This window comes from Mycobacterium sp. NGS48 (assembly GCF_059812585.1).
Genome location: NZ_JCALCY010000001.1, coordinates 243,370 through 269,960, shown reverse-complemented (window position 1 = coordinate 269,960; position 26,591 = coordinate 243,370). Strand labels below are relative to the sequence as shown.

Annotated in this window: 26 protein-coding genes; 16 read left to right on the top strand and 10 right to left on the bottom strand. The window is 67.0% G+C overall.

What is annotated here, in order from left to right; genetic code table 11:
* The first annotated feature begins 287 nt into the window (after positions 1-287).
* The 9 genes from AC5Y42_RS01265 to AC5Y42_RS01225 all read left to right on the top strand — a co-directional run bounded on the left by AC5Y42_RS01265 (position 288) and on the right by AC5Y42_RS01225 (position 9,547).
* Positions 288-3,143: a Na+/H+ antiporter subunit A gene (locus AC5Y42_RS01265; RefSeq protein WP_499895176.1), complete on the top strand. Its 2,856-nt coding sequence runs from the start codon at positions 288-290 to the stop codon at positions 3,141-3,143.
* Positions 3,140-3,601: a Na(+)/H(+) antiporter subunit C gene (locus AC5Y42_RS01260; protein WP_499895174.1), complete on the top strand. Its 462-nt coding sequence runs from the start codon at positions 3,140-3,142 to the stop codon at positions 3,599-3,601. The genes AC5Y42_RS01265 and AC5Y42_RS01260 overlap by 4 nt, the downstream gene beginning before the upstream one ends.
* Positions 3,598-5,187 (top strand): Na+/H+ antiporter subunit D, encoded by a 1,590-nt coding sequence (locus AC5Y42_RS01255; protein WP_499895173.1) that lies wholly within the window; start codon positions 3,598-3,600, stop codon positions 5,185-5,187. Before AC5Y42_RS01260 ends, AC5Y42_RS01255 begins: the two co-directional genes overlap by 4 nt.
* A complete protein-coding gene (locus AC5Y42_RS01250; protein WP_499895171.1) occupies positions 5,184-5,717 on the top strand; it encodes a Na+/H+ antiporter subunit E in 534 nt (177 codons plus the stop codon). The genes AC5Y42_RS01255 and AC5Y42_RS01250 overlap by 4 nt, the downstream gene beginning before the upstream one ends.
* Positions 5,714-5,980 (top strand): monovalent cation/H+ antiporter complex subunit F, encoded by a 267-nt coding sequence (locus AC5Y42_RS01245; protein WP_499895169.1) that lies wholly within the window; start codon positions 5,714-5,716, stop codon positions 5,978-5,980. Before AC5Y42_RS01250 ends, AC5Y42_RS01245 begins: the two co-directional genes overlap by 4 nt.
* The gene (locus tag AC5Y42_RS01240) at positions 5,977-6,312 is read left to right on the top strand and encodes a monovalent cation/H(+) antiporter subunit G (protein ID WP_499895167.1); all 336 of its coding nucleotides are present in this window, start codon (positions 5,977-5,979) and stop codon (positions 6,310-6,312) included. Before AC5Y42_RS01245 ends, AC5Y42_RS01240 begins: the two co-directional genes overlap by 4 nt.
* Before the next feature lie 154 nt (positions 6,313-6,466).
* A complete protein-coding gene (locus AC5Y42_RS01235) occupies positions 6,467-7,846 on the top strand; it encodes a molybdopterin-dependent oxidoreductase (RefSeq protein WP_499895165.1) in 1,380 nt (459 codons plus the stop codon).
* 1 nt (position 7,847) lies between these two features.
* Positions 7,848-8,354: a hypothetical protein gene (locus AC5Y42_RS01230; protein ID WP_499895163.1), complete on the top strand. Its 507-nt coding sequence runs from the start codon at positions 7,848-7,850 to the stop codon at positions 8,352-8,354.
* 44 nt (positions 8,355-8,398) lie between these two features.
* The gene (locus AC5Y42_RS01225; RefSeq protein WP_499895817.1) at positions 8,399-9,547 is read left to right on the top strand and encodes an MFS transporter; all 1,149 of its coding nucleotides are present in this window, start codon (positions 8,399-8,401) and stop codon (positions 9,545-9,547) included.
* Here AC5Y42_RS01225 and AC5Y42_RS01220 read toward each other — a convergent pair.
* From AC5Y42_RS01220 to napA, 5 genes are all read right to left on the bottom strand, one after another.
* Positions 9,544-10,203: an LON peptidase substrate-binding domain-containing protein gene (locus tag AC5Y42_RS01220; RefSeq protein WP_499895161.1), complete on the bottom strand. Its 660-nt coding sequence runs from the start codon at positions 10,201-10,203 to the stop codon at positions 9,544-9,546. The genes AC5Y42_RS01225 and AC5Y42_RS01220 overlap by 4 nt on opposite strands.
* A gap of 2 nt (positions 10,204-10,205) precedes the next feature.
* Positions 10,206-11,357: a glutamate--cysteine ligase gene (locus AC5Y42_RS01215; protein ID WP_499895160.1), complete on the bottom strand. Its 1,152-nt coding sequence runs from the start codon at positions 11,355-11,357 to the stop codon at positions 10,206-10,208.
* Positions 11,338-12,039, bottom strand: coding sequence for a superoxide dismutase[Cu-Zn] (gene sodC / locus AC5Y42_RS01210; protein ID WP_499895158.1), 702 nt, complete (start codon positions 12,037-12,039; stop codon positions 11,338-11,340). The genes AC5Y42_RS01215 and sodC overlap by 20 nt, the downstream gene beginning before the upstream one ends.
* A gap of 9 nt (positions 12,040-12,048) precedes the next feature.
* The gene (locus AC5Y42_RS01205) at positions 12,049-12,510 is read right to left on the bottom strand and encodes a LytR C-terminal domain-containing protein (RefSeq protein ID WP_499895156.1); all 462 of its coding nucleotides are present in this window, start codon (positions 12,508-12,510) and stop codon (positions 12,049-12,051) included.
* Positions 12,511-12,581: 71 nt separating this feature from the next.
* Positions 12,582-12,890: a nucleoid-associated protein NapA gene (gene napA / locus AC5Y42_RS01200; protein ID WP_499895154.1), complete on the bottom strand. Its 309-nt coding sequence runs from the start codon at positions 12,888-12,890 to the stop codon at positions 12,582-12,584.
* 177 nt (positions 12,891-13,067) lie between these two features.
* Here napA and AC5Y42_RS01195 point away from each other — a divergent pair, with 177 nt between their 5' ends.
* Both AC5Y42_RS01195 and AC5Y42_RS01190 read left to right on the top strand, forming a co-directional pair.
* Positions 13,068-13,661, top strand: coding sequence for a peptide deformylase (locus tag AC5Y42_RS01195; RefSeq protein WP_499895152.1), 594 nt, complete (start codon positions 13,068-13,070; stop codon positions 13,659-13,661).
* The gene (locus tag AC5Y42_RS01190) at positions 13,661-14,578 is read left to right on the top strand and encodes an N-acetylglutamate synthase, CG3035 family (protein WP_499895150.1); all 918 of its coding nucleotides are present in this window, start codon (positions 13,661-13,663) and stop codon (positions 14,576-14,578) included. The genes AC5Y42_RS01195 and AC5Y42_RS01190 overlap by 1 nt, the downstream gene beginning before the upstream one ends.
* Here the strand turns inward: AC5Y42_RS01190 and AC5Y42_RS01185 are convergent.
* The 4 genes from AC5Y42_RS01185 to macS all read right to left on the bottom strand — a co-directional run bounded on the left by AC5Y42_RS01185 (position 14,520) and on the right by macS (position 19,575).
* Positions 14,520-15,887, bottom strand: coding sequence for an acyltransferase family protein (locus tag AC5Y42_RS01185; RefSeq protein WP_499895148.1), 1,368 nt, complete (start codon positions 15,885-15,887; stop codon positions 14,520-14,522). The two genes, AC5Y42_RS01190 and AC5Y42_RS01185, sit on opposite strands and share 59 nt — an antisense overlap.
* A gap of 32 nt (positions 15,888-15,919) precedes the next feature.
* The gene (locus tag AC5Y42_RS01180) at positions 15,920-17,719 is read right to left on the bottom strand and encodes a DUF2339 domain-containing protein (RefSeq protein ID WP_499895146.1); all 1,800 of its coding nucleotides are present in this window, start codon (positions 17,717-17,719) and stop codon (positions 15,920-15,922) included.
* 61 nt (positions 17,720-17,780) lie between these two features.
* Positions 17,781-18,410 carry a response regulator gene (locus AC5Y42_RS01175; RefSeq protein WP_499895816.1) on the bottom strand — a complete coding sequence of 210 codons (630 nt, stop codon included), beginning with the start codon at positions 18,408-18,410 and terminating at the stop codon, positions 17,781-17,783.
* A gap of 19 nt (positions 18,411-18,429) precedes the next feature.
* Positions 18,430-19,575, bottom strand: a complete 1,146-nt coding sequence (gene macS, locus AC5Y42_RS01170; protein ID WP_499895145.1) for a MacS family sensor histidine kinase — start codon at positions 19,573-19,575, stop codon at positions 18,430-18,432.
* A 131-nt stretch (positions 19,576-19,706) separates the two neighbouring features.
* On the opposite strand from macS, the gene AC5Y42_RS01165 reads away from it, so the two are divergent.
* A complete protein-coding gene (locus tag AC5Y42_RS01165; RefSeq protein WP_499895143.1) occupies positions 19,707-19,946 on the top strand; it encodes a hypothetical protein in 240 nt (79 codons plus the stop codon).
* Positions 19,943-20,092: a hypothetical protein gene (locus AC5Y42_RS01160; protein ID WP_499895142.1), complete on the top strand. Its 150-nt coding sequence runs from the start codon at positions 19,943-19,945 to the stop codon at positions 20,090-20,092. Before AC5Y42_RS01165 ends, AC5Y42_RS01160 begins: the two co-directional genes overlap by 4 nt.
* 19 nt (positions 20,093-20,111) lie before the next feature.
* Here AC5Y42_RS01160 and AC5Y42_RS01155 read toward each other — a convergent pair whose 3' ends face one another.
* Positions 20,112-20,534, bottom strand: coding sequence for a hypothetical protein (locus AC5Y42_RS01155; protein WP_499895139.1), 423 nt, complete (start codon positions 20,532-20,534; stop codon positions 20,112-20,114).
* 150 nt (positions 20,535-20,684) lie between these two features.
* Here AC5Y42_RS01155 and AC5Y42_RS01150 point away from each other — a divergent pair, with 150 nt between their 5' ends.
* The 3 genes from AC5Y42_RS01150 to AC5Y42_RS01140 all read left to right on the top strand — a co-directional run bounded on the left by AC5Y42_RS01150 (position 20,685) and on the right by AC5Y42_RS01140 (position 26,563).
* Positions 20,685-21,491 carry an exodeoxyribonuclease III gene (locus AC5Y42_RS01150; RefSeq protein WP_499895814.1) on the top strand — a complete coding sequence of 269 codons (807 nt, stop codon included), beginning with the start codon at positions 20,685-20,687 and terminating at the stop codon, positions 21,489-21,491.
* A gap of 143 nt (positions 21,492-21,634) precedes the next feature.
* The gene (locus tag AC5Y42_RS01145; RefSeq protein ID WP_499895137.1) at positions 21,635-22,081 is read left to right on the top strand and encodes a hypothetical protein; all 447 of its coding nucleotides are present in this window, start codon (positions 21,635-21,637) and stop codon (positions 22,079-22,081) included.
* A 63-nt stretch (positions 22,082-22,144) separates the two neighbouring features.
* Positions 22,145-26,563 (top strand): cation-translocating P-type ATPase, encoded by a 4,419-nt coding sequence (locus AC5Y42_RS01140; RefSeq protein WP_499895812.1) that lies wholly within the window; start codon positions 22,145-22,147, stop codon positions 26,561-26,563.
* Positions 26,564-26,591: the final 28 nt, after the last annotated feature.

The window sequence follows — 26,591 nt, the reverse complement described above, 5'->3', positions numbered from 1 at the left end:
AACTCACCCGGACAATCGGTTTGACGCCTCATCGCTTCGCCCGGTTAGACTTCTACTGTACCGACGGGCACGAGCGCAACTCCGGGTACCGTCCGAGTAATTCGATGAAGTCGTGAAACTGCCTGCGACGCTTGCTGTTCCGTTGGCGTAGCAACGAAACAGGTGTTAGCTGACGTCGCGCGATACCGGATTCATCGGTAGACTGCCGGGCGATATTGCCCTACAGGGTGACGCCCCGCTTTGCCCTCTTGCGCGGGGGCTCAACGACACCCCGACACCGGAGTGCCATGCTCGCCATCCTGCTTGCCCACGCGGCTGCCGCTGCGTTGGCGCCGCTGCTGGTGCGCAGATACGGCCGGTGGGCGTTCTATCCGCTCGCGCTGGTGCCGCTGGGGTCGCTGAGCTGGGTGGTGCTGAATTGGCCCAGCAACACCGACCACACCGTGCAGTTCAATTGGGTGCCCGAGCTGTCCATGAACGTCGCGCTGCGGTTCGACCCGCTCGCCGCGATCTTGAGCGCGCTGGTTTTGGGCGTCGGCGCGCTGGTGCTGGTCTATTGCGCCGACTACTTTCGCCACCACGACGGACATCTTGAGAACCGGTTGCCCAGCTTTGCCGCCGAGTTGGTCGCGTTTGCCGGCACCATGTTCGGCCTGGTGGTGGCCGACAACATGCTGATGCTCTACGTCTTCTGGGAGCTGACGACGGTGTTGTCGTTCCTGCTCATCGGGCACTACGCCGACCGTCTGAACAGCCGCCGCGGCGCCAGCCAAGCCCTGCTGGTGACGACGGCCGGCGGATTGGCGATGCTGGCGGGGATCATCATTGTGGGCCAGGCCGCCGGCAGCTATCTGCTGTCGGACGTGATAGCCAATCCCCCGTCGGGTACGGCGGTCGCCGTCGCGGTGTTACTGATTCTGGTCGGCGGGCTGAGCAAATCGGCGATCGTGCCGCTGCACTTCTGGCTACCGGGCGCGATGGCGGCGCCGACTCCAGTCAGCGCCTATCTGCACGCCGCCGCCATGGTCAAAGCCGGGGTGTATCTGGTTGCCCGGATGACACCCGGATTCGCGGACTCGCCGGGCTGGCGCCCCACCGTGGTGATCCTCGGGACGGTCACCATGTTGCTGGCCGGCTGGCGCGCGGTCCGCGAATACGACTTGAAGCTGATCCTGGCGTTCGGAACGGTGAGCCAACTCGGACAGATCACCGTGCTGGTCGGCAGCGGCGACCGCAATCTGATGCTGGCCGGCCTGGTCGTGTTGTGCGCGCACGCGATATTCAAGGCCGCGCTGTTCATGGTGGTGGGCATCATCGACCACGCCACCGGCACCCGGGACGTGCGCCGGCTGGCGTGGCTGGGGAATCGCTGCCCGTCGTTGCTGGTGATCGCCGCCGCGGCCACCGCCAGCATGGCGGCGCTGCCGCCGTTTCTGGGTTTCGTGGCCAAAGAGGCCGGATTTGCTGCGCTGGCGCACAGTTCGTCGCTGGGAACGGCCGCGCCGTACGTGCTGGGCGCGATCGCGGTCGGGTCAGTGTTCACGATGATCTACAGCCTGCGGTTTCTCTGGGGCGCATTTGCGCGTAAGAGCCGCGACGCCCCGAGCGCCCCGGTCGCCGCTCTGCACCGGCCCACCGCCACGTTCCTGATCGCGCCGGCGGTCCTGGCCGCCGTCGGTCTGCTGCTCGGCCTGGCGCCCGCACCGCTGGGCCGGGTGCTGAACGATTACGCCGGCAGCGGCTACCGGCTGGCGCTGTGGCACGGGGTGGGTCTGCCGCTGGTGCTCTCGGCGCTGGTCGTGGCACTGGGCGCGGCGGCGTTCTTCGGGCGGGCCTGGTTGCGGCGCGCGCGGCTGGGGTGGATGCCACTGGGCAACGCCGACCGCGTTTACGACGCGGCCGTCCGCGGCCTTGACGTGGTGTCGGTGCGGCTGACCGGCGGGACCCAGCGCGGCTCGATCCCGGCCACCCAGTCGGTGATTCTGACGACGCTGGTGCTGGTCCCGACGGCAGCGCTGGCGCTGGGGGCTCGGGATCGATTGTCGTTGCGGCTGTGGGATTCTCCGCTGCAAGGAGTGCTGGCCGGCTTGCTGCTGGCCGGCGCGCTGGGCGCGACGGTGATGCGCAATCGGCTGGCCGCCGTGCTGACGGTCGGCGTGACAGGCTATGCCTGTGGTGCGGTGTTCGCGTTCCACGGCGCACCCGATTTGGCGCTGACGCAGTTCCTGGTGGAGACCGTGACGCTGGTCGTCTTCGTGCTGGTGCTGCGGACCCTGCCGGCCGACGTCGACGACATCACCCACCGGCGGCTGCCCCGCGCGGCGCTGGCCGTGGCCGTCGGCGCCACCGTGACCGTGCTGGCGATGTTCGCCATCGCTGCCCGCACCGGTACCTCGATCGCCAGCCTGCTGCCCGACGCGGCTTATCTGCGCGGTCACGGCGCCAATACCGTCAACGTGCTACTGGTCGACATCCGGGCCTGGGACACCCTCGGCGAAATCTCGGTGCTGCTGGTTGCGGCGACCGGTGTGGCGTCGCTGGTGTTCCGGCACCGCCGATTCGGCTCGGCGCCGCGGATCCCGCAAAACGGTCAACCCGATATCGGGCCGCTTCCGGCCACCCCCTACAGCCCGGCGATCAGCGACACCACCTGGCTGCGCGGCAGCGAATACCGCGACCCTCGTTACCGCTCGCTGGTCCTGGAAGTCACCACCAGGATCATCTTCCCGCTGATCATGGTGGTGTCGGTGTATTTCTTTTTCACCGGCCACAACCATCCCGGCGGCGGCTTTGCCGGCGGTCTGACCGCGGGGCTGGCGCTGGTGTTGCGTTATCTGGCCGGTGGGCCCTACGAACTGGGCGAGACGCTGCCGCTGGACGCCGGCAAGATTCTCGGGGTCGGACTCGGGCTGTCGGCGGGCACCGCGATCGCATCCCTGCTGCTCGGCGCACCGGCGCTGTCGTCGGCGGTGTTGGCCTTCGACATTCCGGTATTGGGCAACGTCAAGTTCGTCACCACGGTGTTCTTCGACCTCGGCGTGTATCTGATCGTGGTTGGCCTGGTGCTCGACGTGCTGCGCAGCCTTGGCGTCCGGGTCGGCGAGGACCTGACCGATCCGGCTTCGGCGGTGCGGGCGCCATGACCGTCGACCTGGTCCCATTGCTCGCGATCGGCGGCCTCACCAGCTGCGGGGTCTACCTGCTGCTGGAACGCACGCTGACCCGGATGTTGCTGGGCCTGCTGCTGATCAGCAACGCCTTCAACCTGCTGATCGTCAATGTCAGCGGCCCGCCCGGTGATTCGCCGATCTACGGTCACGACACCCCGGTCAAGCCGGCCGCTGACCCGCTGGCGCAGGCCATGGTGCTGACTGCGATCGTGATCACGATGGGCGTTGCGGCCTTCGTGCTGGCCTTGGCCTACCGCTCCTACCGACTGACCGCCGCCGAGGCCGTCGGCAAAGACCCCGAGGACACCCGCGTCGCGCAGCTGTCGGACGAGGAAGCCGCCGACGTCGACGCCGACCCGTCGGAGCCCTACCCCGACACCGACGAACCCGACGAGCTCGACGCGCTGCCCGGCCACCAGGGGTCGCGATGACATTGGCAGCCAACCTTGTCCCGCTTCCGGTGCTGGTGCCCACCATCGGCGCGGCCGTGACGCTGGTCGCGGGTCGACGGCCACGACTGCAGCGCGCGGTCACGTTGGCCGCGCTCTCGATGATCGTGGTGATCTGCGCGGCGCTGCTTTACCTGACCGACCGGGACGGCACGTTGGCATTGCATGTCGGCGGTTGGGGACCGACCGCGTTGGGCCCGCTGGGCATCACGCTGGTCGTCGATCGGCTCTCGGCGCTGATGCTGGTGGTGTCGTCAATCGTGTTGCTGACCGTGGTGGTGTACGCAATCGGTCAAGGTATCCGCGACGGCGGGGACCGCCAGCCGGTGTCGATCTTTCTGCCCACCTATCTCGCGCTGGCGTCCGGTGTGTGTATGGCGTTTCTGGCCGGTGACCTGTTCAACCTGTTCGTCGGGTTCGAGGTGCTGTTGAGCGCCAGCTATGTGCTGCTGACCATCGGCGCCAGCGCCGCTCGGATACGAGCCGGCATCGGCTATGTGATGGTGTCGCTGGTCTCGTCGCTGATTTTCCTACTCGGCATCGCGCTGATCTACGCCGCGACCGGCACGCTGAACATGGCCGAGCTGGCAGTGCGGATCGGCAGCCTCAGCGCCGGCACCCGCAGCGCGATGTTCGCGGTGCTGCTCATCGCCTTTGGCATCAAAGCCGCGGTTTTCCCACTGTCGGCGTGGCTGCCCGACTCCTACCCCACCGCACCGGCACCGGTCACCGCAGTGTTCGCCGGGATTCTGACCAAGGTTGGTATCTATGCGATCATCCGGGCGCATTCACTGTTGTTCCCCAATGCCGGGCTGAACCACCTGCTGCTGGTGGCCGCGTTGCTGACCATGCTGGTCGGCATTCTCGGCGCCATCGCGCAAAGCGACATCAAACGTCTACTGTCCTTCACCCTGGTCAGCCACATCGGCTACATGGTGTTCGGGGTGGCGCTGTCCAGTCAGGTCGGCATGTCCGGTGCCATCTACTACGTGACGCACCACATCGTCGTGCAGACCACGCTGTTTTTGGCGACCGGCCTGATCGAACGCCAAGGCGGCGCGTCGAGCTTGCAGCGACTCGGTGGTCTGGCCGCAAACCCGTTGCTGGCCTTCATATTTCTGCTCCCTGCACTGAATCTTGGCGGGATACCGCCGTTTTCAGGATTCATCGGGAAGGTTGCCCTGTTGCGGGCCGGCACGGTCGACGGGTCGGTGCTGGCCTGGGTACTAGTCGGCGGTGGTGTGGTGACCAGCCTGCTGACGCTGTATGTGGTGTCGCGGGTGTGGACCAAAGCGTTTTGGCGCCCTCGCGTCGATGCTCCCGACGGTGACCTGGTGGCGGCGCGCGCGGCGGTATTGCTCGAGGACACCGAAGACATCGCATTCGACGAACGCGACGACGTCGGCCGAATGCCGATCAGCATGATCGCGGCCACCGTCGCGCTCATCGGCGTCGGAGTGGCGTTGACGGTGTTCGCCGGACCGCTTTTCGCCTACAGCGACCGGGCCGCCGCCGAGGTGCTCGACCGCGGCCACTACATCTCTGCGGTGTTGGGGGCGGTGCGATGAGGCGGGCCGCCGCTCTGCGGATCAGCACCCTGCTCGCCCTGACCGGCGTGTGGGTGCTGCTGTGGGGAACCTACTCGGCGGCCAACGCGCTCAGCGGAGTGGTTGTCGCGCTGACGATTACGTGGCTCTTGCCGATGCCGCCGGTGCCCGTGCAGGGCCGGGTGCACCCACTGTCGGTGCTGCGGCTGCTCATCCGGGTCGCGTGGTATCTGGTGGTGTCCAGCATTCATGTCTCGTGGTTGGCGATCAAACCCGGCCCGCCGCCACCGGCCGGCGTGTTGCGAGCGCAGGTGTCGATCAAATCCGACTTGGTGCTGGTGTTGGCCGTCAACATCTTGACGATGATCCCGGGATCGATCGTGTTGGAGATCGACCAGGTGCGACGAGTGTTCTACTGCCATGTGGTCGACGTCGGTTCGGACCGTTCGATCGGCCGCTTCTACCGCCAGGTCGCCGAGGTTGAGCGGCTGCTGATGGCCGCCTACGAGCGAGACGACGATTGGCGGCCCGCCGAGGGGGTGTCCGCATGAATACGGTCTGGCTGATCGCGGGGGTACTGCTGGGCGCGGCGGCGGCCATCACGATGTTCCGCCTGCTGGCCGGCCCGAGCACCCTGGACCGACTGGTCGCATTGGACACGCTGATCGCGGTGACGATGTGCGCAATCGGCACCTGGGCGGCATTCACCCTCGACAGCACCGTGACCTACAGCCTGGCGGCGCTGGCGCTGATCGGCTTCGTCGGATCGGTCAGCGTGGCGCGCTTCCGGGTCCCCGACAAAGGACCGCGATGAACATCCTCGACATCATCTCCGGGGTGCTGGTGCTGGGCGGATCCGCGCTGGCGCTGACCGCGGCCATTGGCGTCGTCCGCTTCAGCGACACGTTGTCACGAATGCATTCGGCGACCAAACCGCAGGTGCTGGGCCTGCTTTTGGTGTTGGCCGGAGCCGCGATCCGGCTGCGCGGCAACTACGACGTCGGGATGCTCGTCTTGACCGGGGCGTTCACCGTGCTCACCGCCCCGGTGGTTGCGCACCGGGTCGGACAACTGGCATATCGCGAACAAGACATTCGTCAGCGCTTCACCGTCGACCAGATGGAAAGCGGCGATGACACGGACTGACGACGACTAGCCCCCAGTCCCGCGAAGCAGAAGCGAGGGCTGCGATCCTGCCGGAGATCACGACCGTGACTTCTGTTTGGCGAATGGGGTGCACGCCCTTTCGGCGATTAGTGCCGCGCCGATAAGGGTATGGCTGGCAAATGCCGCGTCCATCATGGACCGTGACGGCACCGTCAGCAGCGGGGGTGAAATTTTGCCGCAAGGCACCCAGTCGGAGCGGCCGACCGATGCCGGCGGTTACGGTTTCCCGGTCGGGCTATGGCGCAGACTGGGTGGCCATCCGCCGCCCGGAATCGACCGGTTGCACCGCTGGCGTAGCCCGCTGCGCGGGCCGTGGCTGACGTCGGTGTTCGGTGCGGTGCTGCTGGCGACGTTGCCCGTCGTCATCGTGACCGGGCTGGTGTCCTACATCGTCTACGCGCCACAATTCGGAACTGCAGTACCCGCAGACGTGGGGTGGCTGAAACTACCGACCTTCGACTGGCCCACCCGCCCGGCGTGGTTATATCGACTCAGCCAGGGCCTGCATGTGGGCCTGGGACTGGTGCTGATCCCGGTCGTGCTGGCCAAACTGTGGTCGGTGATCCCCAAGCTGTTCACCTGGCCGCCTGCCCGCTCGATCGCCCAAGTACTGGAACGACTTTCGATTGCGATGCTGGTCGGCGGCATCCTGTTCGAGATCGTCACCGGGGTGCTCTACATCCAATACGACTACATCTACGGGTTCAGCTTCTTTCCCGCGCACTATTACGGCGCCTGGGTGTTCATTGCCGGCTTTTTAATGCACATCACCATCAAGATCCCCCGCATGGTGGCCGGGCTGCGATCCCGGTCAATACGAGAAGTGCTGCGCACCAACACCGCTGACACCCAAGCCGATCCGCCGGATGCCACCGGTCTGGTCGCCGCCGAACCGGCACCGGCGACGATGAGCCGCCGCGGCGCGCTCGCGCTGGTCGGCGGCGGTGTATTGCTGACGGCTCTGGTCACCGTCGGACAGACGGTCGGCGGCATCGCCCGCCATTTTCCGCTGATGCTGCCCACCGGTGACACCACCGGCAGCGGCCCCAACGACTTCCGCATCAACAAGACAGCGATGGGAGTGGGCGTCGATCCCGCCCAGACTAGGGGCACCTGGCGGTTGACGCTGCGCGGCGGCCCGGCGCCGGTGGTTCTGACTCGCGATCAGCTGACGGCAATGTCGCAACACAGCGCACGACTGCCGATCGCCTGCGTCCAAGGATGGTCCACCGTCCAAGGCTGGAGTGGAGTGCGACTGGCCGACCTGGCCGCTTTGGCCGGAGTAACGGCACCACGCTCGGCCACGGTGCAGTCACTCGGGCGCAAAGGCAAATTCAACCACGCAACACTGGAACACAAGCAGATCAGCCACCCGAATTCACTCTTGGCGCTGCGGGTCAACGGCGCCGACCTGTCCCTCGACCACGGTTATCCGGCGCGGATCATCGTTCCGGCGCTCAATGGTGTCCACAACACCAAGTGGGTCACCTCCATCGATTTTGAGACAATCTGAGATGTCCGGGGCGGCAACAGCTTTCCGCAGGCTATACGGCTCCAATCCGTTACACCTGCTGACGATGCTGGCCGGCTTTGCGTTGCTGGGCTACATCATCGTCACGGCCAAACCGTCGACGTTGTGGGTGCCGGAAGGCACTTGGTGGAAATCGATGGCGCTGTGGTTCGCCGCCGCGATCATCCTGCATGACCTCGTACTGTTTCCGATCTATGCGCTCGCCGATCGACTGCTCGGCATCCCGGGCCGACGGCGCGAGCCGTCCGGTGTCCCGGTGCGCAACTATCTGCGGGTGCCGGCGCTGGGATCCGGGCTGATACTGCTCATTTTCTTCCCCGACATCATCCGGCAAGGCGCAACACTGTATTTCGAAGACACCGGACTGACGCAAGAACCCTTCCTCGGACGCTGGCTGATGCTCACTGCTGTCATGTTCGCCGCCAGCGCAGTTGTCTACGCCGTCCGAGTCACGGTGGCGGACCCAACGACCGGGAGAGCGCGACCTTGAGCACCGAGACGACCGAAGGGATCAGCGCCACCAGGCGCTGGTCGATGCTGGCCGTCTCGTTGGCAGCGACGCTGGCCGCCAACGTCTTCATCAACGGCGTGGCTTTCCTGATCCCCGCCTTGGCTCGCCATGGCACCAGCCTGGCCGAGGCCGCGCTGCTGGCGTCGGCGCCGAGCTTCGGCATGATGCTGACCCTGATCCCCTGGGGTTATCTACTCGACCGGCTCGGTGAGCGGATCGTGCTCACGGTGGGCTTGGGACTCACTGCGGCGGCCGGCTTTGCCGCCGCGTCGGTGCACTCAATGATGGCGATGGGGGCGTTTCTGGTCCTCGGCGGCATGGCCGCGGCCAGCACCATCACGTCCAGCGGCCGGCTGGTGACCGGCTTGTTCGGAGATGACCAACGCGCCCTGGCGATGGGTATCCGCCAGACCGCGCAGCCGCTCGGCATCGCGGTTGCCGCGATCGTGGTGCCGGAATTGGCCAAACGCAATTTCTCGGTGGCGCTGCTGTTTCCGGCAACACTGTGCGCGGTGGCGGCGGTGGCCAGCGCGGTAGGGGTGCACGACCCGCCGCGTCCCGAGCGGCCGAAAGTCAAGGCGCACGAGCTGGCCGACCTCTACCGCGGAACACCGCTGTGGCGAATTCATTTCGCGTCGGCGCTACTGATGGTGCCCCAGCCGGTGGTTCTGACGTTCATGCTGATTTGGTTCATCAGCGAGCACCACCTATCGCTGGCGTGGGCGGGTGTGTTGGTGGGCACCTCGCAAATCCTCGGCGCGTTAGGCCGCATCGCCGCCGGCCGATGGGCGGATCGGATCGGATCGCGGATGCGGCCGGTCCGCAAGATCGCCGTCGCCACCACCGTGGTCATGCTGGCGCTGGCGTGTGCCGATCAGCTGGGCTCGCCGATTGCAGTGGCGGTCATGGTCGTCGCAGCCGGGATCACCGGCGACAACGGGTTGCCGTTCACCAAGATCCCGGAGATTGCCGGGCCGTTCTGGAGCGGATGGGCGCTGGGCAAACAGAACACCTTCGAGCGACTGGTGGTGGCGGTTGCGCCACCGCTGTTCGCCGAACTGATCATGGTGGCGGGCTACCCGTTGGCGTTCGCGGTAAGCGGGTTGTTCCCGCTGGCAGCGCTGCCGGTGGTGCCGGTGTCGTCCAGTGCTGATCGGCAAGACGAAAGTTAGTCGGACAGCTGAAACTCGATCATCGCGGCGACGGTCTCGATGGCCTCGTCGAGAGCCGCCAGCCGATCGGCCACGGACGGCGCCGACAACACCGCGTAGCGATCGGCTTGGCCGAGCGGGACACGCGATGCCAACGCGTACAGTCGCGCGCCGGGATCGGCCGCATCGCCGATACCCAGCAGCACATCGCGACTCGGGAGTGCCACACCACGTGCGGCAGCGATCCGCTCGAACAGTGCCATCACCCGCTCCTCGAGTTCGCTTAGCTGGCTGTCGGTCAGCGAGGCGCCTGGCTCATCGGGCCAGACCCGCACCATCGCCCGCGGGTAGGGGTTGTCAGACAGCCAGTCGCACACCTGAATTCGCTCGCGCGTCCGGCAGCGCAGCGCATACCGCCCAGAACCGAGCTCGGTGCATTCGGTGATTTCGGCCAGCGTACCCACCTCGCAGCGCGCATCACCGCCGCCGACCTCGCGGCCGCGCGAGATCAACACAACTCCGAACCGCGGATCGGAGCTGCGCATGCAGTCGGCCACCAGTGCGGTATAGCGGGGTTCGAAGATACGCAGTGGCAGGTCCTCGTCGGGCAACAGCGCCGACTCGAGCGGAAACATCGCCAGCGCGAAGGGTTCTGGATAGACGGCCGCGGGAGCCATGATCAGATATCCAACTCGGCGACCAGCGAGTCGACGACTGCACGCAGGTCGCCGTCATGTTCTTCGGCGACGCGGCGCTGCCGCTGATACGACGCCCCCAGCTGCCAGATATCTGCGACAGCGGCCAGTTCATCGGTGCAGCGCAGCGATTTTGCAATGGGCTCAAGGCGGTTGAGCAGGTCGACCAGATCGTCGGTGACCAGGCGTTCGTTGCTGTCGGCGTCGAGGATGATCACCGCATCCAGTCCGTAGCGGGCGGCGCGCCACTTGTTCTCCTGGTGGTGCCAGGGCGGCATCGTCGGCAGTGCCTCACCGCCGTCGAGTCGCCGGTCCAGATCGACGACCAGGCAGTGCGTCAATGCCACCAGCGCGCCCAGTTCGCGCACGTTGGACACCCCGTCGCAGACCCGCACCTCCAGGGTGCCGTTGTGGGGCGAAGGCCGGATGTCCCAACGGATTTCGTTGATGTCGTCGATGATGCCGGTCTTCTTCTGGTCGTACACGAACCTTTCGAACTGCGCCCAGGTCTGGAACTGAAACGGCAGCCCGGCGGTGGGCAGCTGCTGAAACATCATCGCCCGATTGCTCGGGTATCCGGTGTCCTCGCCGCCCCACCACGGCGACGACGCCGACAGCGCCAGCAGATGCGGATAATAGTTCAACAACGACGACATGATCGGCATCACCTTGTGGGCCGAGGACAGCCCGACGTGCACGTGCACACCCCAGATCAGCATCTGTCGTCCCCACCACTGGGTGCGTTTGATCAGCTCGGCGTAACGCGGTGCGTCGGTGAACTTTTGAGTGGACCACCGCGCGAACGGGTGTCCACCTGCACAGAACAATTCCATGCCCCGGTCGCGGACGATCTGGCGGACGGTGCCCAGGGTGGCGCCGAGATCCTCCATCGCCTCGGCGGTGTAGTCGCAGACACCGCTGACGATTTCAACGGTGTTGCGCAGCAGTTCCTTGTGGACGCGCGGGTTTTCGCCGATGTCAGTCATGACAGCAGCGGCTTCGTTGCTCAGGTCACGCGTTTGCGCGTCGACCAGCGCGAACTCCCATTCGACGCCGAGCGTCGGCCGTGGTGAGGCGGCGAAATCCACACGCGTGGGTACCCTGCCAGCTGATTCGCTAACCGGCGCCGATGACACCGCACGCCACCCGCTTGCCGGCGTCGCCGGTGGACATGGTGGTCTGATCGGGACCCGGTGTTCCGTTGACTTGGTAGCGGTCCGGGATGTTGCCGAAGTTGTCCGCGTCGGCGTGAATGACGATCGAGGTGCCCTCGCCGGACGTCAGGTCCTCTTTGGTGAACGCGTCGGTGGTGGTCACCAGCAGCGCCGCACCGTCCTTACGCACCTGCAGCGACGTCAGGTCACCGCTCATGGGGCCCCCGCTGTGCCCGGGCGCCTGGTAATGCCCGCCGGCCGAGTTGAAGTTGCCCGACTCTCCGCCGGGCGAAGCGACCGAGTCGGGCTCACACTTGCCCACCTTGTGGACGTGCATCCCGTGGAAGCCGGGCGTCAACTGGCCCAGGCCGGTGGTTTGAACTGTCACGGTCACATACCCCTGGTCGAACTCGAATTTTGCCGTCGCGACCTTGGTGCCGTCCGGTGACTTCAGGTGCGCGGTCAGCGTGTCTGGCGGGACCGGTCCACCTTCGGGCGGCGTATTGGCCGGCGCCGGCGATCCGGTCCACACCGACGGCGTGGTGCCGGGCGACGAGGCCGGCGACTCGTTGGGCGGCGAACACGCACTCAGCAACGCAACGGGAGCGGTAAGTGCTGCGAGTGCAGCGACGACGACGGTGCGGCTTTTGGCGGGCTTCAGCATGGGAAAAGACTAGCCCGTGACGACAACGATCACGCCGGGCGGTTGGTCGGCGATGTCGGGGATTCGCGGTTCGACCGGCGCGCCCAGCAGCTTGCCCACGGCGTCGGCTGTCTCGTGCTCCCCGGGCGCATCGGTGAAATACACCGTGGTCGCCGTGACATCGTCTAACGACGGGAGGTTGCCGACTTCGGTGACGTCGTAGCCCTCAGCCTTGAGCTGGTCGGCGGTGCGACCGGCGATGCCCTCTTGATCGGAAATGTTGAACACTCGCACCTGCGCCTTGGCCGGTGTCCGCGTCTTCGGCGGCATGGCGCTGGTCGACACGGCCGAACCCGACGAGTCGTCGTCGGAGTTTCCGCCCGATCCCATGGCCTGAAAGCCGACCAACAGGAAAATGACGCCGAGAAACAGCAGCACCATCACCATGGCCCGCAGCGGAAGCCCGGAAGAATCCGGAACGCGTTCATTCATCGACGCCACTGTATCCAGGACTGGGCCAGAACCCACAACGACGCCGGGAAGCGTCGCACCTCAACAGGACCTCAGGTGACCTCGAAGCCGAGCCGCCGCGCGGCTCGGGCTTTCTGCCGGCTGGCGCGCAGCCGTCGCAGCCGCTTCACCAGCATCGGGTCGGCGGCTAACGCTTCGGGTCGATCGACCAGTGCGTTGAGCACTTGGTAATAGCGGGTCGCCGACATCGAGAACAACTCTTTGATGGCTTCTTCTTTGGCGCCGGCGTATTTCCACCATTGCCGCTCGAAGGCCAGGATGTCGTGTTCGCGGCGGGTTAGCCCATCGGCGATTTCAGAGTTGTCCCCCGATCGATTAGCCCGCGCCATGGCGCTGTCCATATCGCTCCTGTGACCCTTCCAAGACCGTTCGAACCTCGAATGCACGCTGTATCGGCGAATATTCAACCACGGCGATAAGTGTTGACACGTAACCCTCGCCCGCGAGTCGCTCGGCGAAGTTTCGATTGCCACGCCACTTCGCGGCGCGAATCGCCGGCAGGCTTAAGCTTGCCGACCATGGCAGTCGTACCCATTCGCATCGTGGGTGATCCCGTCCTGCACACCCCCACCAACCCGGTGCCGGTGGCCGCGGACGGTTCGCTACCGGCCGACTTGGCGGAATTGATCACGACCCTCTACGACACGATGGATGCCGCCCACGGGGTTGGCCTGGCCGCCAATCAGATCGGCGTGGGAATGCGGGTTTTCGTCTACGACTGCGCGGACGACCGGGGGCAGACGAAACGCCGCCGCGGGGTGGTGGTCAATCCGGTGCTGGAGACGTCCGAGGTGCCCGAGACCATGCCCGATCCGGATCGCGACGACGAGGGTTGTCTATCGGTGCCCGGCGAGTCGTTTCCGACCGGGCGGGCAGCCTGGGCGCGAGTGAGCGGGCTCGACGCCGACGCCAATCCGGTCACGATCGAGGGCACCGGCCTGTTCGCCCGCATGCTGCAACACGAGACCGGCCACCTGGACGGTTTCCTCTACCTGGACCGGTTGATCGGCCGGCACGCCCGGTCCGCTAAGCGGGCAGTCAAATCGCAGGGCTGGGGCGTTCCCGGGTTGTCTTGGACACCGGGCGAGGGACCGGATCCGTTCGGTCACTGATGGTTTCGTGGCCCCCGATCGGAACCCGGGTGACGGTGCGCTACCGCCGGCCCACCGGTTCGGTGCCACCGCTGACCGACGCGGTAGGTCATCTCCTGCAACTCGACCCGGTGGTGCGGGTGCAGACGCGGGCAGGTGACATCGTCGAGTTCGCCCCGGCCGACGCGGTGACGGTGCGCCGCCTGACCGATGTGCCGGTGCGCAACTCGCAGATCCGCGCCGTCGAGCACGCTGCCGCGCTGGCCTGGCCCGGTGTGGAACAGCACTGGCTCGACGGCTGGTTGTTACGCGCCGCACACGGGTCGACGCGGCGCGCTAACAGTGCTGTGCCACTGGAGTTTTCAGCCAGCACCGCCACTATCACCGCAATCGTCGACTGGTATACGAGTCGCGGGCTAAGGCCATTACTGGCCGTTCCGGACCGGCTGCTGCGTCTGCCGGACGACACACCCGCCGAATGTGAAACCCGGATGCTGGTGTGCGAGCTGCCGAACGTCACGCTAGAGCAGCAGCCGCACCCGAGCGTCACGCTGGAGCAACACCCGACAGCCGACTGGCTGGATTGCTATGCCCGCGACGTGCCGGTCGAGGTGCTGACCGCCGTCGTCGACGGCGAGGTGATGTTCGGCAGCCGCGTGGGCGTCGCGATCGGACGGGCCGCGCTGACAGCTGCTCCGGACGGCAGCCGATGGGTGGGCCTCTCAGAGGTACGCGTGGCCGCCGACCACCGCGGACAGGGCCACGCCCGGGCGGTGTGCGCGGCGCTACTGGCCTGGGGCGCTGATCGCGGCGCGACCCGCGGCTACGCGCAGGTTGTCGACACTGCGGCGGCGCTCAACGTTTTCGAGTCGCTGGGTTTTACCCCGCAGCACCGCTGCCGCTACCTGACGGCCGAATGCGTGCTGGATCGACCATGACTGGCTGGTGGAGTTGCGTGCGGGGCCGTGTTGCGAGCGCCCGGGCGGTCAGCAGAGCGGTCACCGTGATGGCTTCGAAGTACAGTCCCACGTCTTTGAGGCCCCAGTGGATCGCCACCAATGTCGTTGCCCCGGCGACGCACAGCAGCGCGCCGATCGCGGCGCCTCGACCGGCGGTGTCGACGGGTGCGGCGCCGTCCCAGCCGGGTAGCGGATCGTTCTCCAAGGGCCGCAGTGCCACGAAGAGGATGGCGACGACGCCGGCCATCAGTACTAGTTGCGCAATGCTGATGACGGCGAAGTTGGGCTGGCCGGGGTAGCGGGGCAGGCCGAGTTCGTCGAACAACAGGTGGATGCCCAGCAGGGCGGGGATGTGCCACAGGTAGAGCGTCATGGCGCCGGAATTGCCGAGTGCGGTCCACCACCACACGCGTGGTCGTCGCGCCCAGCGTCCGATGGCGGGGGCGGCGGCGATCGCGATGAGGCTCAGGATGATGGCGTGGCCGGCCAGAAGCAGTGACGGGGGGCTGGTGTTGGACAGATGGTGGTCGCCGGTGCCGACCATGCTCACCTGATATGGCCCCCACCAGGCCAGGGCCAGGTTGATGGCGAAGACGCCGGCGGCGGTCGCGAGTGCGGTACGTGCCGTGAGCAGGTGGCGGCGGTAGGCGACGCCGAACATGGCCGGGATCAGCCAGACGGCGAGGTTTAGGTAACCCAGCGGTGACGCGGCATCCCAATGCAGCCGCATGACGTCGATAATCGCGATGGTCCCGTAGACGGCGGCAACGCCGCCGGCCAGGCGGGCGGTGGTGGTGATCCGGTACAGCATCGGCATCGCGGCCAGCACCAGCACGTAGGCGCCGAGGAACCACATCGCCTGGGTGGAGACGCCGGCGATGGGGTCGTAGACGTGCTGTGGCACAAGTGGATGCAGGAGATACAGTGCTGCGGCCCAGAATCCGAGGTAGTAGAACACCGGACGGAACAGGCGGGTGCAGCGGGTCATCAGCCAGCTGCCCCAGTTGGCGCCGGGTTGCCACGAGGTCAGGCAGGCGGCGGCACCGGCGAAGAAGAACAGCGGCATGATCTGGAAAACCCAGGTGAGTGCTTGGAATGCAACGGATGTGGTGAGCAGGTTGTCCCAGATGAGCACGCCGCCACGGATGGTGCTGATCGCCATCACGGTGTGGCCGGTGACGACGGCGATCAGGGCAGTGATGCGTATGACGTCCAGGGCGCGATCGCGCTCCGCGGGTGTGGCCGCGGCCAGCTCCTCAGGAGAGGGAAGACCCGTCATTGTGGGCATGATGTGTCCAAATACCTTTCTGTAGAACAGATTCAGTGGGCCGGGGTGTCGCACTGCGCCAGAGAACGGGCGTAGCCCGCGCCCATGGCAAGCAGCGCCAGGCCGACGACGATGAACGCGGTGACGCGGAAGATGCCGTCGAGGGTGCCCAGGTCGAACAGGAACAGCTTGGCGATGGCCGCTGCAGTCAGGACCAGCCCGCCGGTGACGGCCATGGTGCGCCGCTGGCCTGAGGATCTGCGAGCGTAGATGAATAGTGTTGCGGCCATGGCGATCCAGCAGATGGTGGCCACCATGTGCCCGGCCAGGAACCCGGCGCTGGTGCCGCCGAGCAGAACACCGGCGGTGACGGTGAACATAGTGACCGAGTAGACGAGATATCCGGCGCCGACGCCAGCCAGCACCCGTGCGACGTCGGGGTCGCGCCCGGCGACGAGCGCGTGCATCGGGTACATGACGGCCACGTAGGCGATGGCCAGCAGGCTGGTGACCATTGTGGCGACCGCAACAGACGTCGCCACCGCGGTACCGTGCAGCAGGTTGGTGGGGTGGGCGGCGCTGAGGAACACCAGGATTCCGATGCCACCGAACCCTGCTGCGACCCAACGCGCAATCGCATCCTTGCGCCCTGCGACGGCGACCGTGATCGCCATCGCCAGCAACACAGGAGCTACCAGGTAGCCGTGAAACGCGGTGTTGACCGCAATGAGCACCGACACCGCGGACAACGCCGACCAGACCTGCACGACGATGCGCGGCAGGCCGGTGCCCAGCATGACGAGTGCGAGCAGGCCAGCGGCCAAACTTCCAGTCAGCAGCGTGGCCAGCAACCGGTCCACGGTGACGCCGCAGGCCAGCACCGGCAGGGTGCCGGCCGCGGTCAGCAAAGTAAGTGCGGTCGTGGCGGTGATGGTGGGGATCATCGTCAGCCCGGAGACGATGGCCAGCAGCGCCGCCAGCCCGCATAAGCCGCCGAATACCCACGGGTTCTCGGTGACGCCACGGGCGGCCAGTGCGATCAGCAGCGGCACGGTGGGTGCCGCGATGCGGGCGGCGAACATCCAGATCCAGTCCTTGCCCCACTGCACCGCCAGGGCTGCAGCGGACAGGGCAAGCATGAAACCGGTCAGCATCAGGTCGAGGCCACGGGTAATCACAGGCGCCAGCCCGATCAGCGGGACCAGCACCAGAAGACCGAGGTGCTCCGAGTTCCACCGCCGCGCCACGGCAAGACCCGCTGCACCCACCGCGGCGGCGGCAGCCAGTCCGACCGCGGCCGGCACCCACCGGTAAATGGTGGTCACGGCGATGACGTCGAGGTAGCCGGCGGCGATGCCCGTGGCGGCCAGCGCGATCGCCCCGATCCGCCCACCCGGTTGGCCGTGCAGCCGCGCACCCACCCCGACGAGCGCGGCGGCAAGGGCGGCGCCGCCGAGCACCCGAATCTCAGGGCGCAGCAGACCCACTTTGGCCGCCAGGACCAGCAGCAACACCACACCGACCAACGTGACAGCGACCCCGGCGACAGCCAGAACCTTGCCGATCACACTCGCATCCGGAAGCCGCCACTCGCGCGGCTCACGCGGAGGCGTCCAGGCCGGCGGCGGTGGCGGCTCGCCCCACTGCGCTGACTGTGCGGCCGGCGGGGGCGCGGTACGGGGTGCTGGCCGAGGCTGCTCCGGGGCCGGTGTCGCAATAGGTGCAGCGGCCGCCGCCCAGCTGGTGAAGTAGCGGTCGAGTTCAGCCAAGTCGCCGGAGACCCGCGACATTTGCCGCGAGATCGACTCGAAATCAGCGGACAGGCGGGTGATGACAGCGTGCGGTTGGGTCATACCTGCCACGATGTCTTCCGGCGCGCCGCAAAGGATGAGTAGAACTACTCGACTTCGCCGGCTACTCGTGCAGCCCGTGTTCGATGGCGTAGCGGGTTAACTCCACCCGGTTGGCGACCTGCAGCTTACGAAATGTCGCCTGGACGTGGTTTTCCACAGTGCGGTGGCTCAGTGAGAGCTTCTCAGCGATCTGCTTGGCCGACAACCCTTTCGCGACGAAACGCAACACCTCGGTCTCGCGCTCCGTCAACGCGGGTGTGCCCGGCCCGGCCTGACGGGAACGTTCCAGACGCCGGTACTCCCCCAGCACCAGTCCCGCCAAGCCCGCGGTAAACACCGGACGCCCTGCCGCGGTGGCGCGCACCGCTTCGGCCAGCTCAGCGCTTGATGCGCTCTTCACCAGATACCCCAGCGCGCCGGCTTTGACGGCTTGCAGGACATCGTCGTGTTCATCGGAGGCCGACAGCACCAGCACCCGCGATGACGGCGAGACCTCGATCACTTCGATAGTCGCCTGCACGCCGTCGCCGTCGGCCAGTCGCATGTCCATCAGCACCACATCAGGTTTGACCACCGCGGCGCGGCGGCGCGCAGCGGCAACGCTGTCGGCGGTGGCGGCTACCGTGAAGCCGCGCGCAGCCAGGTCGCGGGCCACCGCGTCGCGCCAGATCGGATGGTCGTCGACCACCATCACCGACAGAGGCTTCTGCTCAGCCACGACGTTTCTCCCGGTGTGGGACGGTGAGTTCCCATTCGGTGCCTTCGCCGACGTCGGTGCTCAATTGCGCGCTGCCCCCCAACGACTCCAGCCGTCCCACAATCGACTGAGAAATACCAACATGGCCCTGGCCGGCGGCTTCCTCGAGGCGGCCGGCGCCGATCCCGATCCCGTCGTCGCGGACGCTGACCGTGACCACATTCTCGAGATCTTCCAGCAGCACGAACGCTCGAGCCTGTGGGCCGGCGTGAGCGCGCACGTTGTCCAGCGCGTTGCCGACCGCCGCGTCGAGCTCCTCGGCTACCCGCCGCTCGAGCGGCACCGGCGTGGCCGGCAAACTCAGTGACACGTGGTCGTCTTGGCGTCGGGCCAACAAGGTGCGCAGATCGACAGCCTGCGCGTCGCCGTCGCGACTGAAGTCCGCCGCCGCGACCAGCCGGCGCAGCGCTCGTTCCTGTTCGCCGGCCAGGTCCGCCAGTTCGGCTGCAGCCCCGCCGATCTCGCGGCCCCGTTTGGTGACCAGCGCCAGCACCTGGATCACGCCGTCATGCACGTGACGAGACAGGCGTTCGCGTTCCTCGACCGCGACGGACAGCCGGATTGCCTGCTGCAGTTCGGCGTGGGCGCGACGCGCAGTGCCGGCGGCCATACCGATGGCCAGGCCGAGTGCGACCTCGATGATCAGGGTGGCATTGTGGGTGAAGTCGAAGGTCAAATAGTTCTTCACCGCGAAATTCGTGGCCATCACCACCAGCCCAGTCGTCATCCCGGCGACCGGCCCGGACAGCAGAGCCGCCGAAATCGTCGGGTTGGTCGCCCACAGAGTGGTGGGCCAGGTTTGATTGTCAGACGCCCACTGCACCGACGCCACAATCCTGTTGGACCACATCAGCGCGACCACGATCACGATCTCCGCGACCACCCATGCGGGCCGGCGCCCAAAGCCCTTGACGTAGGCGATCGCGTACACCGCACTGACACCGAGCAAGAGCGTGCACAGAATCCACGCCAGCGTGGGCTGCTCTAGGTCGGAGTTGACCGCGATCTGAAACCCCAACGCATACAGGCAACTCAGTGCACGAAACACCTGCGCCGCCCGCCACAGCGGCGCGACCGCATTAGTTTCGCGGACCGTCACCACGGGCCCAGCATAGGCATCAACGACGGCTGGAATGCCTAGGACGCAGGTCATGCATCACCGATCGTCAACGTGGGTGTCCGGCAGGCGGGTGTAGCGTCAAGCCCACGCGCCGGCAAACGGGGGTGAGCGTGGCGAGTTTCGAGCTCGTCGATATCGACTACGACCGCATTCCCGGCCCGGATCGCGACGACTACTTCTCGGCGATCTTCACGAGGCCCGTCAAATATCATCCCTCGGCGCAGTTCGACTGGGACCGAACACAACCGGAGTTTATCGCCATCGAATCGATGAGGCCGGCCAGTTCGTCTGGGTACCGGCGATCGTCATCGCGAGCCTGCAGGCAGGAACTCGAATTCATGCTGGGATGAAGAACTTTCCGGTGTATGTAGCCTACATCGTCGACAACACTGTCGGGCTTGACGAGCAACTCGACTTCGCCAAGTGCGACTCGATCGGATGGGGTGCCATTAACGCCGTTGATGATCCGTGGGACCCCGAATCACGCTCGGGTTGAGCGGTTTTGGTGTTCTGGTCTATCTGAGGTCGGGATAGAGAACCAAGGTGACGAGTGCGACCACACTGAACGCGACGCCGATGATTCCCAGTCCAACCAGCGACAGGTAGCCAGAATCGATCCCCCACCACAGCATCCAGCAGCTGGCCGGGGTAGCGATGGCAAGGCTGGCCCAGAGGCGGATCTTGCTGGTTCGGCTCTCTTGTGCGGCGTGGCGGGATGGGTTCCCGCTGGAATGCCGCCCGTAGCCCGCAGCTTTCACGTCGCGGTGGTCGCGCCACGCTGCGACGATCATCCAGACGGCACCGGCGATGAGCATGACACCCACGCCGGTTAAGGAACGACTCGCGCGGAACCCCGGCGGCCCCGGGTTGAACGCCACCAGCGCGCTGCCAATCAGCGACACCACACCCAGCAAGATACGAAGAACCGGTGGAGCCATCCCGCCATTATCTGGCTTTCGGGCGGTCAGGTCGGGCAGGCATTTGCCAGGGTGGCCATCTCGTCGTTCATCTGGGCCGCGTCTTTCATGAATTCCCCCGCCAGAGCCGCATCCAGCCGAATCGCTGCACCGACCTACGCTGTAGGGATGCTGCGGCTGGCCACCTGGAACGTGAATTCGATTCGCTCCCGGCTGGACCGGGTGCTCGATTGGCTGGAACGCGGCGACGTCGACGTGCTTGCCATGCAGGAGACCAAATGCTCCGACGAGCAGTTTCCGACGCTGCCGTTTCTCGAATTGGGCTATGAGGTGGCGCATTGCGGGTTCAACCAATGGAATGGCGTGGCGATCGCATCGCGGGTCGGCCTTGACGACATCGAGGTCGGCTTCGAGGGTCAGCCCACCTGGAGCAGTAAGCCGGAACTAGAGGCCGCAGCCGAAGCCCGTGCGCTGGGCGCCACCTGCGGTGGGGTCCGAGTGTGGAGTCTCTACGTGCCCAACGGCCGGGCCCTGGGTGATCCCCACTACACATACAAGCTCGATTGGCTTGCCGCACTGCGTGATACGGCGGAGGGTTGGCTTCGCACCGATCCGTCAGCGCCGATCGCGCTGGTGGGCGACTGGAATATCGCCCCAATCGACGACGACATCTGGAGCGTCGAGTACTACCAGGGCTGCACGCATGTCTCCGAGCCGGAACGTAAAGCGTTCAACGCGATCGTCGACGCGCAATTCACCGATGTGGTGCGGCCTTTCACGCCGGGCCCGGGCGTGTACACCTACTGGGACTACACCCGGCTGGCGTTCCCCAAACGGCGGGGCATGCGTATCGATTTCATCCTCGCCTCACCTGCGCTGGCCGACCGGGTCACCGACGCCCAGATTGTCCGCGAAGAACGCAAAGGCAAAGCCCCCAGCGATCACGCGCCGGTGCTGGTGGACGTGCGGGACGCTTGATATGAGTTGTCTATGCGTTCGGCCTCCGTAGCCCAATAGAGCGGCGAATGCGGACACAATCGAGTTCATCGGGTGAACTCTGCGCGCGTACGGGCACACAACCGGCGCAAACGCGAAAAACAATGAAACGTCAAGGAGTCATGATGGGTGTTGTCGACGGCACAGTACGCAACGTAAGGCGAACGGTGGGCCGCGCGGCAACGACGACCACTGCCGCCGCGAGCGCGATGGGCGGTGCCGTCGTCACTGGTGTGACAGGCGCCGCGAACGGCATCCAGCGCGGCCTCAATGGGGACAATCGCTCGACGGCGGCGGCCGCACTGACGCTGGGCGCCCTGGGCGCCACCGGTTTGGTCGAGTGGCCGGTGCTGGTGGCCGTCGGTGGTGGCGCATTGGTGTTGCGGCGGCTGAACCATTCGCGCGACACGGCGCCCACGCCGGCCAAGCCGGCCCCGGCCAAGTCGGGCCCCACCAAATCGACTCGCCCCACCAAGTCGTCCGCGGCGAAATCCCCGGCACGACAAAAGTCTCCGTCCAAGCGGGCAACGGCACGGCAATCACGCGGCACGCAGTCGCGCGGCCGTCGCTGATTCACGATTGCGTACCGTCGAATCGTGCAACTATCCACGCCGCTGCGCGCGGCCGCAAAAGGAATGCAGGCAACCACCGCGCTCGTCGGCGCAACGATGCAGGGTGCGGCAGCCGCCACCGAGACCGTCGGGACGGTCGCGTCGGCCGCGTTCGACATCGCGACTATTCCGGTCCGCGAAGGCGTCAAGGTACTGTCCGGCGAGATTTCCAGCTCGACGCTGACTCGGCGTTGCTGGCGCGGTGATAACCGGGCGTGGATCGAGGTACGCGGGCTGAACGGCGCGGGCGGCGACGAACGCGGGCGCGCTGTGGTCGACGCCCTGCTGGCACAGCCCGGCGTCACCTCGGCCAGCCTGAACCGCACGCTATCGCGGGTTGTCGTCGAAATCGACGGTGATCAGGCGTCGCTGCGTGACCTGTGTCCGGTCGTCGACGACGCCGAAAAGCGCTGCCGGCCGACCGACGGCGCCGGCACCGGGGCCGGCAGCCTGCCGGGCGATGGTTTATTGCTGGCGACCACCGGCGCGATGGTGGGCCTGAACGCAGCGGGCCTCGGCATCGCACTGGTGGGACGGGCGCTGCGGTGGCCGCGCCTGCCGACCGCTGTCGACGCCGCCGTGGCGATCGCCAACTACCAACCGTGGCTGCGGCGCCAGCTCGAGGACCGAATCGGCACCACCGCGACGGACACCGTGCTGTCGACGGCCACCACGATCGCGCACATCGTCACCTTGTCGCCGGCATCGCTGTCGGTGGATCTGATGATGCAGGCGCTCAAGGCCGCCGAGTGCCGCGCCGAGGCGCAGGCCTGGGCCCGCTACGAACCGGATCTGGCCAAGTATGCCGACCACACCGAGGTTCACCGGCCGTCGCGGCCGGTGCCGGCGCCGGAAGGGCCGGTCGAACGACACACCAAGCGCGTTGCCGTCGTCCAGGTGCTGGGTACTGCGCTGGTCGGTGCGTTCACCCGCAACGTCGGCATGGCGGCGACGGCCGCGGTGGTCACCGCGCCCAAAGCCATGCGCACCACCCGCGAGTCGTTCGCGGCGACGCTTGGCCAAGGCCTGGCCGACCGGCACGCGGTGCTGCCGTTGCGCCCGGAGAGCCTGCGACGCCTCGACAAGGTCGACGCACTGTTGATTGACCCCCGCACGTTGTGCGATGACGCCTTACGTGTGGTGCGGGTCCGCGGTGCCCGCGACGACGAGCTGACCGAGGCCTGGGAACAGGCTCAACGCCTGCTCGAACAATCCGGCCTGCGCCCCGGTTGGCATCCGATTCCCGGCATAACAACCCGCAGATCCCGACAAAACGGCGCGGTCGAGGCGCTCGTCCTGCCCGCGCAGCAGCCCCTGGCGTCCGCGGTGGTGGCCGAGGCACGCGCGTCCGGCGCGGAGATGGTCTCGGTCGACGCCGACATCCTCGGCGAGTTGCGGCCCGCCTTCGACGACATCCGGCCGGTCCGGGACGGCGCCGTCGACGAGGCGCTGGCCGACGCGGTGACCGATTTGCAACAGGCCGGCCGCACCGTTGCGGTGCTGTCATCAACCGGCGCACAAGCGCTTTCCCGCGCGGACGTGGCGTTGGGTGTCATGCCCACCGGCGAAGCCGCGCCGCCGTGGGATGCGGATCTGATCCTGGCCGACCTGGCCGGCGCGTGGCAGGTGCTGCGCGCGCTGCCCGCCGCCAGGGCCGCAACTGAACGCGGCATCGCGATCTCCACCGGCGCGTCGTCGCTGGGGGCGCTGCTGATGGTGCCCGGCGTCCGGGGTCTCCGCCGTGGGCGCGGGCATGGGCCCGGACCCGTGACTCTCGGCGCCGGGGCCGGCATGCTCTCGGGATACCTGCTGGCCCGTGACGTAGTCCGGATGGCCTCGCCGAGGCCGGCGCCCGCCTACGAGTGGCACGCGATGTCGGTCGAGCAGGTCCGCGAGCTGTTGGTGCCGGCCGACTCCGAAGCAGAGACACAGGGGGCCCGCGATGCCCTCCAACCGAGCACGGCGCAACCCAACGCGGTCTGGCAGTTCGTCAAGGCCGTCCGGGCGGAGCTGTCGGACCCGCTGACTCCGGTGCTGGCATTGTGTTCGGCGGCCACCGCGATGTTGGGGTCGCCGATCGACGCGGTGATGGTCGGCACGGTATTGACTGGAAACTCGATCCTCGCTGCCGCGCAACGGCTGCGGGCCGAGAACCGGCTGAACCTTCTGCTGGCGCAACAGACCCCGTCGGCCCGCAAAGTCGCGGTCGGCGCGGATGGTGCGCAGACATACAGCGAAGTGATCTCGGAGCAGTTGCTGCCGGGCGATCTCATCGAGGTGCGCAGCAACGAAGTGGTGCCCGCCGACGCCCGAGTGATCGAAGAACAGGACCTCGAGGTCGACGAATCGTCGCTCACCGGTGAGTCGCTGTCGGTGGACAAGCAGGTCGAAGCGACCCCGGGGGCCGATCTCGCCGACCGCCGCTGCATGCTCTACGCCGGCACCACCGTCGTTGCCGGCACCGCGCTCGCGCTGGTCACCGCCGTCGGAGCCGACACCCAGACGCGCCGGGCGGCCGAACTGGCGTCGGGCGACCTGCCCGAAGTCGGCTTGCAGCATCACCTCAGCCAGCTCGTCACTCGGGCCTTCCCGGTCAGTGTCGGCGGTGGCGCGCTGGTCGGTGGGCTCGGATTGCTGCGCGGCGGAGGCCTGCGCCAAGCACTGGGTAACGCCATCGCGGTCGCGATCGCCGCGGTCCCGGAGGGAATGCCGCTGATGGCGACACTGGCGCAACATGCCTCGGCTCAGCGCCTGACCGGTTCCGGTGCCCTGGTGCGGGTGCCACGGTCGGTGGAGGCGCTCGGCCGCGTCGAAGTGATCTGCTTCGACAAGACCGGAACCCTGAGCGAAAACCGGCTGCGGGTCGCGCACGTGCATCCGGTGTCGACGTATTCGCGCGAGGACGTGCTGCACTGTGCAGCCCAGGCCGCACCGGCGCCCGAAAGCGCCGCGCACGCGCACGCCACCGACCAGGCCATCGTCGAAGCAGCGGCCGCGGCCAACGGTTCGGGTCACTGGTCTGAACCGGACGCCCACTTGCCGTTCCGCTCCGGTCGGGCCTTCTCGGCGTCGGTGTCGGGAGCGGAGTTGACCGTCAAGGGCGCACCGGAAGTGGTGCTGGCGGCTTGCCCGGACGTCGGCGCGAGCATGGACCCCACGGTGCGTGAACTGGCGGCCGAAGGATTGCGGGTCATCGCGGTGGCACGGCGGAAGCTGACCGCCAAACAGGTTCGGGCGGTACAGGCTGACGAAGACACCATCATGGACTTGTGCGACGACGGGTTGTCGCTGACCGGCTTTCTCGGGCTCGCCGATACCCCGCGACCCGAAGCGCCGCAGTTGCTGGCCGACCTGGCCGAGCGGGGAGTGGCCATCCGGCTAATCACCGGTGATCATCCCATCACGGCCACCGCGATCGTCGCGGAACTGGGCCTGCCGGTGACCCACGATCAGGTCATCACCGGATCCGAGTGGAACGAGTTGTCCCGCAAAGATCAGGAGCGAGTGGTGTCCGAGCGAGTGATCTTCGCCCGGATGTCACCGGAGAACAAGGTGCAAATCGTCCAGACGTTGGAGCGGGCCGGACGGGTGACGGCCATGGTGGGCGACGGTGCGAACGACGCGGCGGCGATCCGGGCCGCCACCATCGGCATCGGTGTCGTCGCCCGCGGCAGCGACGCGGCCCACACCGTGGCCGACGTGGTGCTGACCGATGGCCGTATCGAGTCGCTGGTGGCCGCCATCGACGAAGGCCGCCGACTGTGGCGCGGAGTGCAGGCGGCGGTGGCCGGCTTGCTCGGCGGAAACGCCGGCGAGGTGATCTTCTCCGTCATCGGCACTGCGATCACCGGGAACTCGCCGCTCAACACCCGCCAACTGCTGCTGATGAACACGTTGACCGACGCGCTGCCGGCCACGGCTCTTGCAGTCAGCACACCCAGCGGACCGGTACAGCACGTCCGGCAGGGCATCGACGAACGCACGCTGTGGCGGGCAGTGGCGGTCCGCGGAGCGATCACCGCCGCAGCCGGCACGGCGGCGTGGACGATGGCTTCGGTCACCGGGACGCCGCAACGCGCGTCCACCGTCGCATTGATCGCGTTGGTGTCCGCTGAACTGGGCCAAACCCTGGTGGATTCGCAGGCGCCGCTGGTGCTGCTCACCTCCGCCGGGTCGTTGGCCGCATTCATGCTGATGATCAGCACCCCGGGAGTCAGCCAGCTGCTGGGCTGTACGCCGGTGGGCCCGATCGGCTGGGCGCAGGCGACGGGATCGGCGGCTGCGGCGACCGCCGCGTTGGCCGTCGCGACTCGGCTGCCCGCCGGCCGGTGGGGTTTGGAAACGCCGGCACGCCACGACGCGAACATCGCCTCCAGCGCCGCCGTCAACGGCCAAGTCATCACCGAAAGCACCGGGTCGGTCCTGACGTCGGCCGTCGGCTGATATTCGCAGGTATACAACTGTCGCTAAC

What these genes read in the sequence shown, in the direction of transcription:
- AC5Y42_RS01265 (WP_499895176.1), top strand. Translation starts at nt 288, where the DNA reads ATGCTCGCCATCCTGCTTGCCCACGCGGCTGCCGCTGCGTTGGCGCCG.
- AC5Y42_RS01260 (WP_499895174.1), top strand. Translation starts at nt 3,140, where the DNA reads ATGACCGTCGACCTGGTCCCATTGCTCGCGATCGGCGGCCTCACCAGC.
- AC5Y42_RS01255 (WP_499895173.1), top strand. Translation starts at nt 3,598, where the DNA reads ATGACATTGGCAGCCAACCTTGTCCCGCTTCCGGTGCTGGTGCCCACC.
- AC5Y42_RS01250 (WP_499895171.1), top strand. Translation starts at nt 5,184, where the DNA reads ATGAGGCGGGCCGCCGCTCTGCGGATCAGCACCCTGCTCGCCCTGACC.
- AC5Y42_RS01245 (WP_499895169.1), top strand. Translation starts at nt 5,714, where the DNA reads ATGAATACGGTCTGGCTGATCGCGGGGGTACTGCTGGGCGCGGCGGCG.
- AC5Y42_RS01240 (WP_499895167.1), top strand. Translation starts at nt 5,977, where the DNA reads ATGAACATCCTCGACATCATCTCCGGGGTGCTGGTGCTGGGCGGATCC.
- AC5Y42_RS01235 (WP_499895165.1), top strand. Translation starts at nt 6,467, where the DNA reads ATGGACCGTGACGGCACCGTCAGCAGCGGGGGTGAAATTTTGCCGCAA.
- AC5Y42_RS01230 (WP_499895163.1), top strand. Translation starts at nt 7,848, where the DNA reads ATGTCCGGGGCGGCAACAGCTTTCCGCAGGCTATACGGCTCCAATCCG.
- AC5Y42_RS01225 (WP_499895817.1), top strand. Translation starts at nt 8,399, where the DNA reads ATGCTGGCCGTCTCGTTGGCAGCGACGCTGGCCGCCAACGTCTTCATC.
- AC5Y42_RS01220 (WP_499895161.1), bottom strand. Translation starts at nt 10,203, where the DNA reads ATGGCTCCCGCGGCCGTCTATCCAGAACCCTTCGCGCTGGCGATGTTT.
- sodC (WP_499895158.1), bottom strand. Translation starts at nt 12,039, where the DNA reads ATGCTGAAGCCCGCCAAAAGCCGCACCGTCGTCGTCGCTGCACTCGCA.
- AC5Y42_RS01205 (WP_499895156.1), bottom strand. Translation starts at nt 12,510, where the DNA reads ATGAATGAACGCGTTCCGGATTCTTCCGGGCTTCCGCTGCGGGCCATG.
- napA (WP_499895154.1), bottom strand. Translation starts at nt 12,890, where the DNA reads ATGGACAGCGCCATGGCGCGGGCTAATCGATCGGGGGACAACTCTGAA.
- AC5Y42_RS01195 (WP_499895152.1), top strand. Translation starts at nt 13,068, where the DNA reads ATGGCAGTCGTACCCATTCGCATCGTGGGTGATCCCGTCCTGCACACC.
- AC5Y42_RS01190 (WP_499895150.1), top strand. Translation starts at nt 13,661, where the DNA reads ATGGTTTCGTGGCCCCCGATCGGAACCCGGGTGACGGTGCGCTACCGC.
- AC5Y42_RS01185 (WP_499895148.1), bottom strand. Translation starts at nt 15,887, where the DNA reads ATGCCCACAATGACGGGTCTTCCCTCTCCTGAGGAGCTGGCCGCGGCC.
- AC5Y42_RS01180 (WP_499895146.1), bottom strand. Translation starts at nt 17,719, where the DNA reads ATGACCCAACCGCACGCTGTCATCACCCGCCTGTCCGCTGATTTCGAG.
- AC5Y42_RS01175 (WP_499895816.1), bottom strand. Translation starts at nt 18,410, where the DNA reads ATGGTGGTCGACGACCATCCGATCTGGCGCGACGCGGTGGCCCGCGAC.
- AC5Y42_RS01160 (WP_499895142.1), top strand. Translation starts at nt 19,943, where the DNA reads ATGAAGAACTTTCCGGTGTATGTAGCCTACATCGTCGACAACACTGTC.
- AC5Y42_RS01155 (WP_499895139.1), bottom strand. Translation starts at nt 20,534, where the DNA reads ATGGCTCCACCGGTTCTTCGTATCTTGCTGGGTGTGGTGTCGCTGATT.
- AC5Y42_RS01145 (WP_499895137.1), top strand. Translation starts at nt 21,635, where the DNA reads ATGGGTGTTGTCGACGGCACAGTACGCAACGTAAGGCGAACGGTGGGC.
- AC5Y42_RS01140 (WP_499895812.1), top strand. Translation starts at nt 22,145, where the DNA reads ATGCAGGCAACCACCGCGCTCGTCGGCGCAACGATGCAGGGTGCGGCA.